Origin of the sequence: Bradyrhizobium centrolobii (assembly GCF_001641635.1) — a bacterium.
GTDB classification, from domain to species: domain Bacteria; phylum Pseudomonadota; class Alphaproteobacteria; order Rhizobiales; family Xanthobacteraceae; genus Bradyrhizobium; species Bradyrhizobium centrolobii.
Genome location: NZ_LUUB01000077.1, coordinates 26898 through 40616 on the forward strand (window position 1 = coordinate 26898; position 13719 = coordinate 40616).

The following is a 13719-nucleotide window of genomic DNA, read 5'->3' on the forward strand; positions in this document are numbered from 1 at the left end:
CTTCGCCGAACCACTCCCTGTGGTTATGGTTCCCGGATCGGCGCTCACTTCGTTCGCTTGTCCGGGACGACGACTCAGCTTGGAGCCGCTACGGCGTCTTGATCCCCATCGCCTTGAGCGCATCCAGCATCCGCTGCGGCGGGCCGAGCTTGACGACCAGCGGCTTGCCGGTCTCGAGCACGCTTTTGAGGTTGGAGAGGATCGCAGGCCAACCCGAGCGGCCGCCGGCCAGGATGTCGTCGCTGAGCGGCCGGTCGTGGCCCTCGCTCATGGTGAGCCGGACCGCGTCGCCGACCTGCTCGATCTCGTAGGTCACGAGCGTCGGTCCAAGCTTCTCGATCAGGTCGGGCCAGTTGACGTTGAAGGTGACGGAGAGTTTTCGCGGCGGATCGTATGCGAGGACTTCGCCGCTGATGTGCAATGCTCCGTCCGGCGTGCGCACAATGAAGGCGCCGCCGAGCCGCGGCTCGACCTCGACCGCATTGCCGAAGAAATACTTCCGGCTGAACTCCGCCGTGGTCAGCGCCTCCCAGACCTTCTCGGGTGTGGAGGCGATGTAGATGGTGTAGACCGTCAGCGGCTTGAAGTGGTTGATGTCCATGGTCGTACAGACTTCTGAGTTGTTTCGGTTCGGCGGCGAGGTGATTTCACCTCGCCCCGCTTGCGGGGAGAGGTCGGATTTTACGCCAGAGGCGTAAAATCCGGGTGAGGGGGACTCTCCGCGAGTTCAACTGTCATCGTGTTTGCGGAAGCAGCCCCTCACCCCAATCCTCTCCCCGTAAGAACGGCGAGAGGGGGCGGCGGGCAGCTTACTCAAATCCCTTGATGCCAAGCGCAGCCGGTGGGATCGCGAAAGCCTTGCCGGTCTCCAAAAGGCTCTTGAGCCCGGACAGAATCGCGGGCCAGCCCTTGGAGATGCCGTCAAGCAGCTTGCTACCTTCGACGAAGCCTTCATGGGTCACGGTCAGCTTCACGAGTTTGCCCCAAGGCTCGAGCGTGAAAACGACCTTGGTCGGCCGTTCGTTCCGCATCTCTTCATTCACTTCGTGCTTGAAGCTGTAGGACAGCCGCCGCGGCCTGTCGGCCTCGAGGATCTCGCCGGTGTCGGTGGTCTTGCCGCTCATCACCAGCGCGAAGGACGAGCCGACCTTCCAGTCGGACCTGACCTCGGTGTCGAACCAGTACTGCCGTGTGAATTCGCTGTTGGTCAGCGCCTCCCACAGCTTGTCCGGCGTGGTTTCGATATAGGTGACGTAGATGAATTCGGGCCGGGCCATCACGCAGCATCCTTCGTTGAGTAGCTCGGCGGGACGATTCCAATGGTGTGGCCGGTCTCGAGCATGCTCTTCAGGTTCGACAGCACCATCGGCCAGCCGCCGGAGATGTCGCGCAGGGTCTTGCCGTCCTCGCCGAGCTCGTCGTGCGTGACTGTCAGCTTGACGACCTTGCCGCGCGCCTCGAGATCGAAGGTCACGCGCGAGATTCCTTCGCCCGCAGCTTCAGGCTTGCGATTGTGCCAGCTATAGGCAAGCCGCCGCGTCGGATCGAAAGTGATGACCTCGCCCTCCACCGTGGGGTTGCCGTTGTTGGTGAAGCGGTAGGGCGCGCCTTCCGTCCAGTCCGAGGTGATGCGGTGGCCGAACCAGTAGCGCTCGGTGAAATCGCCGTCGGTCAAGGCCTGCCACAGTGCCTCGGGCGAGGTCTCAATGTAGGTCACGTAGACATAGTTCGGTTTACTCATCGCGTTTCTCCAACTGACGTTTCAACTCGCTGAGCGCGGCAAGCTTGCCGCGCTCAAATTTCTTGATCCAGCGTTCGCCGATCTGATGGATCGGCACCGGGTTGAGGTAGTGCAGCTTCTCGCGGCCATGCTTGAAGGTCGTGACCAAATTGGCCTCTTCGAGAATGGCAAGGTGCTTCGTGACGGCCTGGCGCGTCATGTCCAGGCCCTCGCAGAGTTCGTTCAGCGTCTGCCCGTTCCTGGCGTGAAGCCTGTCCAGAAGCGACCGTCTCGATGCGTCGGCCAGCGCTTTGAAGACTTCATCCATACCGGCAATAATATGCAACCAAATGGTTGCATGTCAAGCGCCGTCGTCATTCCGGGGCGACGCGTTAGCGTCGAACCCCATTGCGCAATTGCGCAATGTGAAATTCGAGATCCCGGGTAACCGCTGCGCGGTTTCCGGAATGACTCCCGCGAAATCGTGTTTTTGGCGCACGCGAAAGCCTGTGCTAGCCTGCCACCTCAGCCAACGCAGATTGGTTCCGGGAGGATCAATGATCAGCCGAGTTCAACTTGCTGCTTGCCTTGTCCTTTTCGTCAGCAGCACCAGCGTCCACGCCCAGAAGCAGCAGGTGATCGGCGCCCCGCCGGAAGCCTCCAACATGAAGCTGGTCGGCAATAGCGACCTCCAGGCGCGCAGCGCCTATCAGCCGACCATCCATCACCAGGGCGATCGCTGGATCGCCTATATCGGTCATCACGGCGGCACCGACGACGTGCCCGCACCCCTCAATCCGATGACGGGACAGGCCGAGCCGAACGGCACCTCGATCGTCGACGTCACTGACCCGGCGCATCCAAAATATCTGCGGCACCTGCCGGGACAGGAAGGCAAGTATGAATCTGGCGGCGCGCAGATGGTGCGGGTCTGCGACGGTAAGTCGTTGCCGAAGGGCGATCCCAATGCGGTCTACATGCTCCGCACCTTCGGCAGCGAGGCGCACGAGATCTGGAACGTCGCCGATCCCGCCAATCCCGTGCTCGTCACCCGCATCGCCGGCCTGAAGGACACGCACAAGAACTGGTGGGAATGCGATACCGGCACTGCCTATCTCGTCTCGGGCGCGCCGGACTGGCGCACGCGGCGCATGACGCAGGTCTACGATCTCTCGGACCCTGCGCATCCTCAGAAGATCCGCGACTTCGGCCTGCCCGGCCAGGAGCCGGGCGCGACCGGCGCGGTGCCGACCGAATTGCACGGGCCGATCTCGACCGGCCCCGCCGGCAACCGCGTGTTTTTCGGCTACGGCACCAACAAGGGTGGCATCCTGCAGATCGTCGATCGCGAGAAACTCCTGAACGGGCCGAAGGAGCCGACGCCGGACAATCTGCGCTATCCTGAGATTTCGCGGCTGCCGATGTCCGCCTTCAACGGCGCGCACACCACATTCCCGATGCTGGACATGCCCGTCGCCGAGTTCGCCGAGGACAGGGACGGCAAGACCCGCGACATCGTCATGATCGTTGATGAAGCGATCCTGAACGAATGCGGCGAGGCGCGTCAGATGGTGTGGTTCGCGGACGTGACCACCGAGGCACGGCCGATGATGATCTCGAGCTACACCGTGCCGGAGGCGAGCGGGCAATTCTGCCAGCGTGGCGGCCGCTTCGGCTCGCATTCCTCGAATGAAAGCATGGCGCCGGTCTATTACAAGAAGATGGCCTTCATCGCCTTCTTCAATGCCGGCGTGCGCGCGCTCGACATCCGCGATCCCTACCATCCCAAGGAGGTCGGCTACTTCATTCCGTCGATCACGAGCGCGACCGACAAGCGTTGCATTCCGATCGAAGGCGGCGAGCGCTGCAAGGTCGCGATCCAGACCAACAATGTCGAGACCGACGATCGCGGTTACATCTACATCGTCGATCGCGCCAACACGGGGATGCATGTCCTCGAGCTGACCGGGCCCGCGCGCGCCGTCGCCGGCCTGCCGAAGAACTGACGATGCGCCGCGTGGCGACGATAGCGCTCGCGCTGATCGCGCTCGGTGCATCGGGCGTCGGAGCCTATCAGCTCGCGCCGTCGCCGACGGACAGGCCCGCGCATTGGCGGGAGATCGCCTGGCCTTTCCCGCGCGATGGCTGGCCCGCAGGCCGCGCGTTTCGTTGCGTCGGGGCCTGCGAGGGCGCCGAGCTCTACGTCCGCGCAAAGCTCGGCTTCTGCAATTGCGACCGCGGCGTTGCCGATGACGATGAGGTCGACCGCGTCACCGACCTCGATCTGATCAGCCCGCGCTTTGCGGCGACAGCGCCGGGCGAGAAGGTGGGCGTCGGCGAGATGCATGGCCGTGCCCGGCAGTACGATCTCGACATGGCCGATGGCACGCGCCGCGTAGCCATCGGCATCGCCCTCTCGCGCCGCTGCGATCTCCTGGTCGCGGTCGCGCAAGGTGCGCGCGAGGCGATGGCCGTCCGAAGCGTGGCACTGGAGTTCCTTGAGACGCAGGAGATGAAGTCATGGATGACGGCGGCGCTGGATGGCAGGTGAGGGAGGCGCGACGGCGCCGCCTCCAACGCTGTCATCACCCGCGAAAGCGGGTGATCCAGTATTCCAGAAACGGTTGTGGGATATGGAGGGGCCGCGGCGTACTGGATACCTCGCTTTCGCGGGGTATGACAGCAGTGTTTGAGGTGGCATCTTCCTCATAGTCTCAGCTTCCGTTCCCGCCTCCGCCATGCATTAATGAGCCAAAACGCCATCAGCGAGTCCTCCCCATGATGTCCCTGCAAGCCTATCTCGCCTTCGTCGCTGCCAGCATTGCGCTGGCGCTGCTGCCTGGTCCGATCGTCACCCTCGTCATTGCCAATGGCCTGCGCCACGGCACGCGTGCGGCGCTGACCAATGTCGCCGGCGCGCAGGCCGGCCTTGCGATCGTGATCGGCGTCGTCGCGATCGGGCTGACCTCGCTGATGGCCACCATGGGCTACTGGTTCGACTGGGTGCGCTTTGCCGGCGCGGCCTATCTGATCTGGCTCGGCATCAAGCTGATCTGGGCGCCGGTCGAAGGCGTCAATGTCGACGAGCCGCCGGCGCCGCCGCGCGGCGGTTTCTTCCTGCAAGGTTTTCTGGTGCTGCTCTCGAACCCGAAGGTGCTGGTGTTCTTCGGCGCCTTCATCCCGCAATTCTTGGACATGAACCGCGACCACTTCCCGCAGGTCGCGCTGCTGGGCGCGACCTTCATGGTCACAGCAGCGATGACCGACGCGCTCTACGCCACGGCCGCCGGCCGCGCGCGAAAATTCTTCTCCGCGCGCCGGACGCGGATGATGTCGCGCGTCTCCGGCGGCTTCATGATCGGCGGCGGTATCTGGCTGGCGTTGACCCGGGCGAAGTGAGCGCTGGTCGAAAAGCTGTTCGAGATAGGTTGCCGTCCTCTCCATTGGCTCCGCTCTGCTCCCTCCCCCCTTGCGGGGGAGGGCAGGGGAGGGGGGTAGCCCAGGAAACGGTGTAGCCGTCGTCGAGAAAGAGTCTTGCTCCATTGGGAGAGTGTGCCGCGTGGCACCCCCTCCCTAGCCCTCCCCCGCAAGGGGGGAGGGAACGCGGCGTGCGTTGTCGCTGCACCGTCTGATGCGTCGAGAAGATTTGCGTCGACGACGGTCGGGACGCAAGGCGCTACACCAATCCCTCCGCCCGCAGCTCCACCTCGATCGCGGCAAAAATCCGCGCCAGCCGGTCGGCCCATTGCTGCTGGCCGGATTGATCGGTGATCAGGTCCTGGCGGATTTCGATGCCGGTGTTGATCAGGCCGCGGGCTTCGCCGTGCACGGGGATGGTGTAGTCGGTGAGATCGCTCACCGGATAGGGCTCGTTGTTGCCGACGACGAGATCGCTCTCGGAGCGCAGATGCCTCAGCAGCAGGTGCGGCAGCACCGTATCGCGGTGATAGAGCGTGCCGATGTGCCAGGGACGCGCGACGCCGGCATAGACTGGCGTGAAACTGTGCAGCGACACCAGCACGGTCGGCCGCTTGGCGTGCACGCGGGCATCGATCACGGCGTGAATGCGGCCGTGATAGGGATCGAAGATCTCGCGCCGCCGCGTCTCGCGCTCCTGCGCCGATATCCCCTCATTGCGCGGGATCGCGGTTGCCTCTGAAATGGCCGGGATCGAGCTTGCGACGCCGGGTGGACGGTTGCAGTCGATCACGAGCCGCGAATAGTGTTGCGCGATCAGATGCGCATCGAGCATTTTGGCCAGCCGCTCGGCGACGCCGGCAATGCCGATGTCCCAGGCGATGTGCCGCGTGAGCTCGCGATCGGCGACGCCGAGATCGCCGAGCGCGCGCGGCAGCACCCGTCCATGGTGATCGGAGGTGAGCAGGAAGGGCGATGCCCCCTCTGCATTCGCCTCATGCACGGGAGGAATGTCGCCTTTGCCGAGAAGTTGAAACGTTGCGTCCGTCGTGTCTAAAGCCATTCCGATGCCTATGGAAAAAGCGCGCCGCCCCTCAAAATCGGGCAGCGAACGCTATAGAATAACCGGTCTAAAATCACCATGATCGCCTGACGATGCCGCTGCTCACGATTCATCACAAGACCGAGTATCGCTACAACCGTCCCGTGGCATTCGGCGAACATCGCATCATGCTGCGTCCGCGCGACGGGCATGATCTGCGCGTGCTCGACAGCCGGCTCGACATCGTGCCCGAGCCGATGTCGCTGCGCTGGATCCACGACGTGTTCGGCAATTCGGTCGCGATCGCTAATTTCGACGAGCGCGCGGACAGGCTGACCTTTGACTGGCACGTCACGGTCGAGCACAATCCGGTGGAGGAGTTCGCGCTGACGCCGGACGATCCCGCTTTCTTCTATCCCTTCGTCTATGACGACGAGGAATTCCCCGATCTCGTCCAGTACATCACGCCGCAATATGCCGATCCCGGCGGCGAGCTCTCGGAATGGGCGCGCGGCTTCCTCGACGAGGACGCGCCGACGCCGACGTTCAAGATCCTGAGCGGCATGACGCATGGCATCCGCGAGGCGTTCGAGTATCGCAAGCGCCACGAGCAGGGCACGCGGCATCCGCGCTCGACACGCTGCGGTCGGGCAGCGGCAGCTGCCGCGATTACGCGCTGTTCATGATCGAGGCGCTGCGCCAGCTCGGCATCGCCGCGCGCTTTGTCTCCGGCTACATCTTCGTGCCCGAGGATATCGAGCAGCGCCATGTCGGCGGCGGCTCGACGCATGCCTGGGTGCAGGTCTACCTGCCGAGCGCGGTGGTTCACCTTCGACGCGCGCCATAATGTCCCCCGCATCGGCCGCATCCTGATGGCGACCGGGCGCGACGCCGCCGACGTCGCGCTCTCGACGAGTTTTGGGCGGATGGAATTGAAGAGGTTCGAGGTGGTCAGCGAGGAAGTGGTGAAGGCGGGGTGAGCTGTTGCTCTACGCAATGCCGGCGTTGAGCGAATGTGCGATGCCAACCCAATGTCGTCCCGGCGAAGGCCGGGACCCATACCGCGTGATCTAACGAGGGCGCGCGATGCGTATCGCGGGCGGACAACGCAACTGGGCGTCTTCGTCAAACTACTCCCTGGGGTTATGGGTCCCGGCCTTCGCCGGGACGACGGCGGGTGTGTGGCGCTGTCGCTCTGTCAAATTGACCGCTATAGAGAGCCCATGACCTCCGATCTTCTTTTCGTCTACGGCACCCTGATGCGCGGCTTCGATCATCCGATGGCGCGGCTGCTTGCCATGCATGCGGATTTCCTGGGGGAGGCGACCTGCCGCGGGCGGCTGTTCCTCGTGAAGCACTATCCCGGGTTGCTGCTGTCGGATGCGCCGTCCGACCTCGTCCATGGCGAGCTGTTTCGCCTGCGCGCGGGCGACGAACTCCTGCGCGAGCTCGACATGTATGAGGCCTGCGGCGAGGGCTTTCCGGAGCCGACCGAATATCTGCGCGAGCGGATCGATGTAACGCTCGCAGATGGCGCGATCACGAAAGCGTGGACCTACGCCTACAATTGGCCCGTGACACACCTGCCGCGCATCGAGTCGGGCAAATTCCTTCAGCACTAGCCCGCGAGTACCTCCCGCACCAGGCGCATGTCGATCTCGCGCTCGACGTAAGTCCACTCCTCGGTCTGCCGCAGCATCGCGACCAGCTCCTCGAAAGCCGAGGCATCTGCCGGTGCGAATTCGAACCAGGTGAGGAAATCGAAGGGCTCGCCGAGGTCGCGGCAATGGTAGAGCTGCCGCGCGATTGCCGGCAGGAAGCGCAGGCTGCTTGCAATGTGGTGCGACTTGTCCTCGAAGATCTTGCGTCGCTCTTCCGGCGTCAGCTCCCACCAGGCTTGCGACTTGCGGATCGGGATCAACGCCGCGCTGGTCGCCTCGGGTCGGTCGAGCCCGGCCTGCACGGCCGTGAGCTGCTCCGTCTCCGCGCGCTCGGTGTAGCGCAGGTAGCTGGCGACGCCGACCAGCCGCCACGAATTGCGCGAGGGCACCAGCGGCAATGAGACGGCGTCGCTGTCCGTCACCGACAGCGCCGGCACGAAGGGCAGGGGTTCGCCCGTCACGGGCGACATCGAGGTGATGCGCCAACCCCCGCTATGGCCGCCTCGAAACGTCCTGAACATGACCATATGGAAGCGTGGAAGCGGCCCAGGTTCAAGGGGCCATTGCCGTTATTCCGGGGCGCCCGAAGGGCTAATCCGGAATCCACCGCGCCACCGGGCGGGGCTGTGAATAGGTCGAATAACCCGGATAAGGCGGACAATTCTGACTTTTCGGCAGGCCGCACCTATATCCCTAACCTTTCGCCCGACTCACGCGGTTTCGCGCTAAACACAGGCCATGCGCTTCACGCCTCAGTTCCTCGACGAATTGCGTGCCCGGCTTCCGGTTTCGGAAGTCGTGGGCCGGCGCGTGAAGCTGAAGAAGGCGGGCAAGGAGTGGAAGGGGCTGTCGCCGTTCCAGCAGGAGAAGACTCCGTCCTTCTACGTCAACGACCAGAAGGGTTTTTACCACGACTTCTCCTCCGGCAAGCACGGCGACATCATCACCTTCGTGATGGAGACCGACGGCGTGCCGTTCGGCGAAGCGGTGGAGCGGCTTGCCAACATGGCGGGCCTGCCTTTGCCGGCGGTGACGCCCGATGCGGCGCGGCACGAGCAGCGCCGCAAGTCGCTGCATGACGTCATGGACCTCGCCGCAAAATTCTTTGCGGAGACGCTGGCCTCGCGCGTCGGCGCGAAGGCGCGCGGCTATCTCGCCGATCGCGCGATCTCGCCCGCGACGCAATTGCAGTTCCGCCTCGGCTACGCATCGCCCGAGCGCTTTGCGCTGAAGGAGCATCTCGGCAAGCAGGGCGTCTCCGTCGACGACATGGTCGAGACCGGCCTCCTGATCGCCGGTAACGATATTCCCGTGCCCTACGACCGCTTCCGCGATCGCGTGATGTTTCCGATCACGGACTTGCGCGGCCGCGTCATCGCCTTCGGCGGACGCGCGCTGGAGAAGGACGTTCCGGCAAAATACCTGAATTCGCCGGAGACGCCGCTCTTCCACAAGGGCGACAATCTCTACAACCACCAAGCTGCGCGTGCAGCCTCCCATAACGGCGCGCCGCTGATCGTGGTCGAAGGCTATGTCGACGTCATCGCGATGGTGACCGCCGGCTTTGCCGGCACCGTCGCGCCGCTCGGCACCGCGCTCACCGAAAGCCAGCTTGCGCTGCTCTGGAAGATGGCGGACGAGCCGATCCTCTGCTTCGACGGCGACCGGGCCGGCCAGAAGGCGGCGTATCGCGCTGCCGACCTTGCCTTGCCGTTCCTCGCGCCAGGAAAGAGCCTGCGCTTCGCATTGCTGCCGGAGGGGCAGGACCCCGATGATCTCGCCCGCTCCGGTGGTCGCGGCGCGATCGAGGAGGTGATCGCGGCGGCCCGCCCGCTCGCCGACATGATCTGGTCGCGTGAGCTCGAAGGCGGCAGCTTCGTCACGCCCGAACGCCGCGCCGCGCTGGAGGCGCGCATCAAGGAGCTCTCCAACGGCATCCGCGACGAGGTGGTGCGGCGCTATTACCGCGACGACTTTGTCCAGCGGCTCCAGCGCGCCTTTGCGCCCGAGGGCGGAGGCGGCGGCTTTGCCGGCCGGGGTAATTTCCGGGGTGGTGCCGGCCGTCCGTTCCAGCCGCGCGGGGCGGGTGGCGCGAATCGATTCGCCGGGCCCGGCCGCCGTGGCGGGCCGGTCCCGACCTTGCTCCCCTCCGGCCCCTACCAGGCGGCGAGCCCGCAACTGGCGGCAAGCCCGATCATGCGGGGCCAGCGCAGCGCCATGTCCCGCCGCGAGGCCCTGATCCTGCAATGCCTGATCAATCACCCCTGGCTGCTACACGAGCATCTGGAGGAGGTGGCGGCCCTCGAGCTGGCTCATCCCGAGGCCCACAAGCTCCGGGCCGGCATCATCGCCGCCTTCGCCAACGATCATCACCACAGCCCTGACCCTGGCGAGCAGGCCGAGAAGATGCACGCCGACCTGGAGAAGGGCGGATTTATCCCGTTACTTCAAAGGGTTGAGCGCGCCATCACAACCCAGGCCGTGTGGGGCGCCCGCGAGGGCGCTGCGCGCGACGATGTTCTCGCCACCTGGCACCAGCTCGTTGCCTTGCATCGGCAATGGCATTCACTACTTAGAGAGCTGAAAGACGCTGAGCTGGCCTTGGGGGAAGACCCCAGCGAGGCCAATTTGGCGTGGCTGCGTGACGTCAAGGCCCGGATGGGCGAGGTCGACGGCACCGAGGCCCTGATCGAGGGTTTTGGCGAGCTGTCGGGCCGGTTCCAGAAGAGCGTTTGATGAAGAATCATGCGGACGGCCGGGGCCGCAACCGCTAAAAGACTCGCCAAATCCAAGGTTTGGCGGCAAAAACAGGGTTAATCGAGGCTTAACGGTCTTGTAGCACTTTGGCCCACAGGCGGCCGCAGGCAGAACAGACGCGTCAGGAATGAATCCGCGCAACACTGTTGGCACTTTACCTGCATCCGCCGCGACAAAGAGGCTCACGAAGCGTTAGGCAAATCCGGCGAGAGAAGTTTCGGGGTGGCGATAAAGGTTTGCGCCGCCCTTTCCGTGTCGAGAGCTGCCGAAGCGAGAGCGTCGAGCAACAGGTTCAAGTGAATTCAGGCAGACGCGGCGAACGTCTGTATGAAGCGCGTTTAGGAGCAATGGATGGCCACCAAGGCAAAGACGCTGCAGGCGAAGGACAAGGAAAAAGACGACAAGGCAGCGGACGCTCCGGAGAAGGATTCCCAGGACGCGCCCTCGCCGTTGCTCGATCTTTCCGACGCGGCAGTGAAGAAGATGATCAAGCAGGCCAAGAAGCGCGGCTTCGTGACCTTCGATCAGCTCAACGAAGTTTTGCCGTCCGACCAGACCTCGCCCGAGCAGATCGAGGACATCATGTCGATGCTCTCGGACATGGGCATCAACGTCACCGAAGCCGACGACAGCGAAGGCGAGGACGAGAAGGACGAGGGCGGCGACGACGACACCGATAACGAGCTCGTCGAGGTCACCCAGAAGGCCGTCACCGAGGTCAAGAAGAGCGAGCCGGGCGAGCGCACGGACGATCCCGTGCGCATGTATCTGCGCGAGATGGGCACGGTCGAGCTGCTCTCCCGCGAAGGCGAAATCGCGATTGCCAAGCGCATCGAAGCCGGCCGCGAGGCGATGATCGCGGGCCTCTGCGAAAGCCCGCTGACCTTCCAGGCCATCATCATCTGGCGCGATGAGCTGAACGAAGGAAAGATCTTCCTTCGCGACATCATCGATCTCGAAGCGACCTATGCCGGCCCTGACGCCAAGGGCGGCATGAACACCGCGATGATCGGCGGTCCCGCTGGGGAGAACGGCGAAGCGCCGGCTGAAGGCGGCGAGGCCGCTCCGGCAACGGCCGCTGCGCCCGCGCATGTCGCGCCGCCAGCCGCGCCGCCGTCGCCGACCCCGTTCCGCCCCGCGCCCGCCGCCGGTGACGGCGAAGGCGGCGAGGAGAAGGATCCGGGCGAGGCCGCAGCCGAAGCCGACATGGACGACGACGAGTTCGAGAACCAGATGTCGCTCGCGGCGATCGAGGCCGAGCTCAAGCCGAAGGTCGTCGAGATCTTCGACAAGATCGCCGACAACTACAAGAAGCTGCGCAAGCTTCAGGAGCAGGACATCGCCAACCAGCTCCAGAACGAGTCGCTCTCGCCGCACCAGGAGCGCAAGTACAAGAAGCTAAAGGACGAGATCATCGTCGAGGTGAAGTCGCTGCGCCTCAACCAGGCCCGTATCGATTCACTCGTCGAACAGCTCTACGACATCAACAAGCGCCTCGTCTCGCATGAGGGCCGCCTGATGCGCCTTGCCGACAGCCATGGCGTCGCGCGTGACGACTTCCTGCGCAACTACACCGGCTCGGAGCTCGATCCGCGCTGGCTCAACCGGGTGTCGAAGCTGTCGGCCAAGGGCTGGAAGAACTTCGTCCACCACGAGAAGGACCGCATCAAGGACCTCCGCCACGAGGTGCATCAGTTAGCTGCCCTCACCGGTCTCGAGATCGGCGAGTTCCGCAAGATCGTGCACTCCGTGCAGAAGGGCGAGCGCGAAGCACGCCAGGCCAAGAAGGAGATGGTGGAAGCCAACCTCCGCCTCGTGATTTCGATCGCCAAGAAGTACACCAACCGCGGCCTTCAGTTCCTTGACCTGATCCAGGAAGGCAACATCGGCCTGATGAAGGCGGTCGACAAGTTCGAGTACCGCCGCGGCTACAAGTTCTCGACCTACGCCACCTGGTGGATCCGGCAGGCGATCACCCGCTCGATCGCCGACCAGGCGCGCACCATCCGCATCCCCGTGCACATGATCGAGACGATCAACAAGATCGTGCGCACCTCGCGCCAGATGCTCAACGAGATCGGCCGCGAACCGACCCCGGAGGAACTCGCCGAGAAGCTCGGCATGCCCCTGGAGAAGGTGCGCAAGGTTCTGAAGATCGCCAAGGAACCGCTCTCGCTCGAGACGCCCGTTGGCGATGAAGAGGATTCACATCTCGGCGATTTCATCGAGGACAAGAACGCGATCCTGCCGATCGACGCGGCGATCCAGTCGAACCTGCGCGAGACCACCACGCGCGTGCTCGCCTCGCTCACCCCGCGCGAAGAGCGCGTGCTGCGCATGCGCTTCGGCATCGGCATGAACACCGACCACACGCTGGAAGAAGTCGGCCAGCAGTTCTCGGTCACCCGCGAACGTATTCGTCAGATCGAGGCGAAAGCGCTGCGCAAGCTGAAGCATCCGTCGAGGTCGCGGAAGCTGCGATCGTTCCTGGATAACTGATCGGGGATTGATCGGCCGGCGAGGTCCGGCCTCAGCCTCAATAAACGGCGGGCCGAAAAGCCCGCCGTTTATTGTTGGTCTTCAGCGTCGCCCGGGGCTGGCGGGGCAACAACCTAGAATAGAAGGCTATCGCCTGCGTCACGCGATGGCAAGGTAAATCGTCGCGGCGTCGATGTCGCAGCGAGCGGAACAGATATGCGTTGATTGTGAGCGTAGGTTCCAGTGTGTTCCTGAATCAACTGTTTGGATGATCGAAGTACTTTGTTCATGCTGTCCGCATCTCGCGATGTAGCGCGAGCCGCGCGTCCTGTTCGGAGGTGCGTCGAGCTGCATGTGTTTCCGCGCGCGTGCAGAACTCTCTTGCGACGAGTTCATCTCGCGGTGCACACGTCAGCGCCGGACGAACTTCAATCTTACGGCGGCCATCTCCGCTCGTCATTCCGGGGCGCGCGTAAGCGCGAATCCGGAATCCATCTGACCGCATCGTCGGTGGCGCAATGGATTCCGGGCTCGCGACTTCGTCGCGCTCCGGAATGACGACGAAAAGTGCACGCCGCTTGTCTTCACACGGCTCGCAGCGCGAAGTTGATGCGGATCAAGCTTGCGGCGCTATCGTTGCCGCG

13 protein-coding genes and 1 pseudogene are annotated in these 13719 nt (G+C 64.0%); 8 read left to right on the plus strand and 6 right to left on the minus strand.

The features are described 5' to 3' along the window. Positions 1 to 88: 88 nt before the first annotated feature. The 4 genes from AYJ54_RS24640 to AYJ54_RS24655 form a co-directional block, all read right to left on the minus strand. A complete protein-coding gene (locus tag AYJ54_RS24640; protein ID WP_063702149.1) occupies positions 89 to 601 on the minus strand; it encodes an SRPBCC family protein in 513 nt (170 codons plus the stop codon). A gap of 208 nt (positions 602 to 809) precedes the next feature. Next, a complete protein-coding gene (locus tag AYJ54_RS24645; protein ID WP_063702153.1) occupies positions 810 to 1277 on the minus strand; it encodes an SRPBCC family protein in 468 nt (155 codons plus the stop codon). Further along, entirely contained in the window at positions 1277 to 1741 is a 465-nt protein-coding gene (locus tag AYJ54_RS24650) for an SRPBCC family protein (RefSeq protein ID WP_063702154.1), read from the minus strand. The genes AYJ54_RS24645 and AYJ54_RS24650 overlap by 1 nt, the downstream gene beginning before the upstream one ends. After that, positions 1734 to 2048, minus strand: coding sequence for an ArsR/SmtB family transcription factor (locus tag AYJ54_RS24655; protein WP_063702156.1), 315 nt, complete (start codon positions 2046 to 2048; stop codon positions 1734 to 1736). The genes AYJ54_RS24650 and AYJ54_RS24655 overlap by 8 nt, the downstream gene beginning before the upstream one ends. Positions 2049 to 2277: 229 nt before the next feature. On the opposite strand from AYJ54_RS24655, the gene AYJ54_RS24660 reads away from it, so the two are divergent. From AYJ54_RS24660 to AYJ54_RS24670, 3 genes are all read left to right on the plus strand, one after another. Then, positions 2278 to 3726 (plus strand): LVIVD repeat-containing protein, encoded by a 1449-nt coding sequence (locus tag AYJ54_RS24660; RefSeq protein WP_063702157.1) that lies wholly within the window; start codon positions 2278 to 2280, stop codon positions 3724 to 3726. 2 nt (positions 3727 to 3728) lie between these two features. Further along, positions 3729 to 4271: a hypothetical protein gene (locus AYJ54_RS24665; RefSeq protein ID WP_063702158.1), complete on the plus strand. Its 543-nt coding sequence runs from the start codon at positions 3729 to 3731 to the stop codon at positions 4269 to 4271. Between the two features lie 227 nt (positions 4272 to 4498). Continuing rightward, the gene (locus AYJ54_RS24670) at positions 4499 to 5119 is read left to right on the plus strand and encodes a LysE family translocator (protein WP_082905787.1); all 621 of its coding nucleotides are present in this window, start codon (positions 4499 to 4501) and stop codon (positions 5117 to 5119) included. A 277-nt stretch (positions 5120 to 5396) separates the two neighbouring features. Here AYJ54_RS24670 and AYJ54_RS24675 read toward each other — a convergent pair whose 3' ends face one another. Continuing rightward, complete coding sequence (locus tag AYJ54_RS24675; RefSeq protein ID WP_063702160.1) at positions 5397 to 6200, minus strand: N-formylglutamate amidohydrolase; 804 nt, start codon at positions 6198 to 6200, stop codon at positions 5397 to 5399. A gap of 92 nt (positions 6201 to 6292) precedes the next feature. Between AYJ54_RS24675 and AYJ54_RS54335 the strand changes: the two are divergent. From AYJ54_RS54335 to AYJ54_RS24685, 3 genes and pseudogenes are all read left to right on the plus strand, one after another. Then, positions 6293 to 6481, plus strand: a pseudogene (locus AYJ54_RS54335) (transglutaminase N-terminal domain-containing protein); the annotation flags it as partial. Between the two features lie 200 nt (positions 6482 to 6681). Next, complete coding sequence (locus tag AYJ54_RS54340) at positions 6682 to 7026, plus strand: transglutaminase-like domain-containing protein (protein WP_488226334.1); 345 nt, start codon at positions 6682 to 6684, stop codon at positions 7024 to 7026. A gap of 376 nt (positions 7027 to 7402) precedes the next feature. Continuing rightward, positions 7403 to 7801, plus strand: coding sequence for a gamma-glutamylcyclotransferase family protein (locus AYJ54_RS24685; protein WP_063702162.1), 399 nt, complete (start codon positions 7403 to 7405; stop codon positions 7799 to 7801). On the opposite strand, the gene AYJ54_RS24690 is transcribed toward AYJ54_RS24685, so the two are convergent. Continuing rightward, a complete protein-coding gene (locus AYJ54_RS24690) occupies positions 7798 to 8361 on the minus strand; it encodes a chlorite dismutase family protein (protein WP_063702254.1) in 564 nt (187 codons plus the stop codon). The genes AYJ54_RS24685 and AYJ54_RS24690 overlap by 4 nt on opposite strands. A 217-nt stretch (positions 8362 to 8578) precedes the next feature. Between AYJ54_RS24690 and dnaG the strand changes: the two genes are divergently transcribed. Beyond that, positions 8579 to 10576 (plus strand): DNA primase, encoded by a 1998-nt coding sequence (gene dnaG / locus AYJ54_RS24695; protein ID WP_063702164.1) that lies wholly within the window; start codon positions 8579 to 8581, stop codon positions 10574 to 10576. Between the two features lie 372 nt (positions 10577 to 10948). Continuing rightward, positions 10949 to 13096 carry an RNA polymerase sigma factor RpoD gene (gene rpoD / locus AYJ54_RS24700; RefSeq protein ID WP_063702166.1) on the plus strand — a complete coding sequence of 716 codons (2148 nt, stop codon included), beginning with the start codon at positions 10949 to 10951 and terminating at the stop codon, positions 13094 to 13096. Positions 13097 to 13719 lie beyond the last annotated feature (623 nt).

Coding starts and splice junctions, on each gene's coding strand:
- AYJ54_RS24640 (WP_063702149.1), bottom strand. CDS start 601: ATGGACATCAACCACTTCAAGCCGCTGACGGTCTACACCATCTACATC.
- AYJ54_RS24645 (WP_063702153.1), bottom strand. CDS start 1,277: ATGGCCCGGCCCGAATTCATCTACGTCACCTATATCGAAACCACGCCG.
- AYJ54_RS24650 (WP_063702154.1), bottom strand. CDS start 1,741: ATGAGTAAACCGAACTATGTCTACGTGACCTACATTGAGACCTCGCCC.
- AYJ54_RS24655 (WP_063702156.1), bottom strand. CDS start 2,048: ATGGATGAAGTCTTCAAAGCGCTGGCCGACGCATCGAGACGGTCGCTT.
- AYJ54_RS24660 (WP_063702157.1), top strand. CDS start 2,278: ATGATCAGCCGAGTTCAACTTGCTGCTTGCCTTGTCCTTTTCGTCAGC.
- AYJ54_RS24665 (WP_063702158.1), top strand. CDS start 3,729: ATGCGCCGCGTGGCGACGATAGCGCTCGCGCTGATCGCGCTCGGTGCA.
- AYJ54_RS24670 (WP_082905787.1), top strand. CDS start 4,499: ATGATGTCCCTGCAAGCCTATCTCGCCTTCGTCGCTGCCAGCATTGCG.
- AYJ54_RS24675 (WP_063702160.1), bottom strand. CDS start 6,200: ATGGCTTTAGACACGACGGACGCAACGTTTCAACTTCTCGGCAAAGGC.
- AYJ54_RS54340 (WP_488226334.1), top strand. CDS start 6,682: ATGGGCGCGCGGCTTCCTCGACGAGGACGCGCCGACGCCGACGTTCAA.
- AYJ54_RS24685 (WP_063702162.1), top strand. CDS start 7,403: ATGACCTCCGATCTTCTTTTCGTCTACGGCACCCTGATGCGCGGCTTC.
- AYJ54_RS24690 (WP_063702254.1), bottom strand. CDS start 8,361: ATGTTCAGGACGTTTCGAGGCGGCCATAGCGGGGGTTGGCGCATCACC.
- dnaG (WP_063702164.1), top strand. CDS start 8,579: ATGCGCTTCACGCCTCAGTTCCTCGACGAATTGCGTGCCCGGCTTCCG.
- rpoD (WP_063702166.1), top strand. CDS start 10,949: ATGGCCACCAAGGCAAAGACGCTGCAGGCGAAGGACAAGGAAAAAGAC.